The organism is Enterobacter sp. UPMP701, from assembly GCF_053709515.1.
This window is the reverse complement of sequence record NZ_JBSKJN010000035.1, coordinates 1-1254: the sequence shown is the minus strand read 5'-3', so window position 1 is coordinate 1254 and position 1254 is coordinate 1. Positions and strand designations below refer to the sequence as shown.

Sequence of the window (1254 nt, the reverse complement as noted above, 5' to 3'; positions counted from 1 at the left end):
GGCGGATGCAATATCCTCTGCCCGTTTTGCTGCTGTCTCGGCGCGCGTTGCCGCGGATTCCGCCGTACTTTTGCTCTGTGCTGCCGCTGCCGCACTGCCAGCAGCCTCTGTCGCCTTCGTGGATGCCGTCGTGGCGCTGCCCCTCGCTGCTGACGCCTGTCTGGTCGCCTCATCTTTTGAAGCAGACGCAGATGATGCCGATGACGCCGCCGAACTGGCGGACGATGCGGCAGCCGTTTTTGAGGATTCTGCGCTGGTTTCCGACGCTTTCGCGTTCGTTTCGGATGTCTTCGCTGCGGAAGCAGACCTCGCTGCTGCGCTGGCCTGTTCAGTGGCTTCGCCAGCCTTCGTTGTGGCTGTTGAAGCGGATGATGCGGCGCTTTCTGCCGATTTTCCGGCGGCGGTGGCACTGACTGCTGCCTCCTCTGCCTTAATGGACGCCTCACGGGCCGATGATGCAGCTGCTGTCTCAGAGTCTGCCGCAGCTGAGGCGCTCTGTTCCGCTGCCGTTTCAGAAGACCTGGCATTCGTCTCGGACGTTTTTGCCGCCTTCACGGAATTTCCTGCCGCCGTTGCCGAGGAGGCTGCACTGCTGGCGCTTGTGGAGGCGTTCGTTTCTGATGATTTTGCCGCCTCTTTGGAGGCCGCCGCATCTCTGGCTGAAGTGGCGGCTTCTGACGCTTTCGTCGTCGCAGTGGATGCAGAAGTGGCTGCTGATTTTTGTGACGCTGCAGCATTCGTTTCTGACGTTTTCGCCGCACCGGCACTGGTGGCCGCCGCGCTTTTTGAGGACTCTGCAGCGGCAGCACTTTTTGATGCTTCAGTGGCCTTTGTTGATGCCGTTCCTGCGCTGGAAGACGCCTCCTGAGCCGAAGTCGCGGCCTGTCCGGCTGACGTGCTGGCTGCACGCGCTGAGCCTGCAGCATCAGTCGCATGGGTTGCCGCCTCACGGGCAGATGTGCCGGCATCGCCGGCTGACTTCTTCGCGGCTGCCGTGTTCTGTGCCACCGCGGACGCGTTACGCGCCACCTCTTCCACCATCAGTTCAAAACGGCGCAGAGCCTCCGGACGGGCATCATCCTCCGTCATGGCACCGAGAAAATCATTCAGCGTACCGGGTTGAGAATCTTCATACACGGTGATGATCCCGGCATGTGACGGCGGGAATCCTTCCACCAACAGAATAACGCTGTACTGCCCGTACTCAACGTCCATGCTGTAACGCCCGGCTTCATCCGGATTTTCTGAGGCCAG

The 1254-nt window shown here is 61.0% G+C and carries 1 protein-coding gene; it reads right to left on the bottom strand.

Going from position 1 to position 1254, the window contains the following annotated elements; translation table 11 throughout:
* Nucleotides 1-1254: prophage tail fiber N-terminal domain-containing protein (locus ACWKXT_RS24175; RefSeq protein ID WP_454542704.1), on the bottom strand; the 1254-nt coding region annotated here is incomplete at both ends.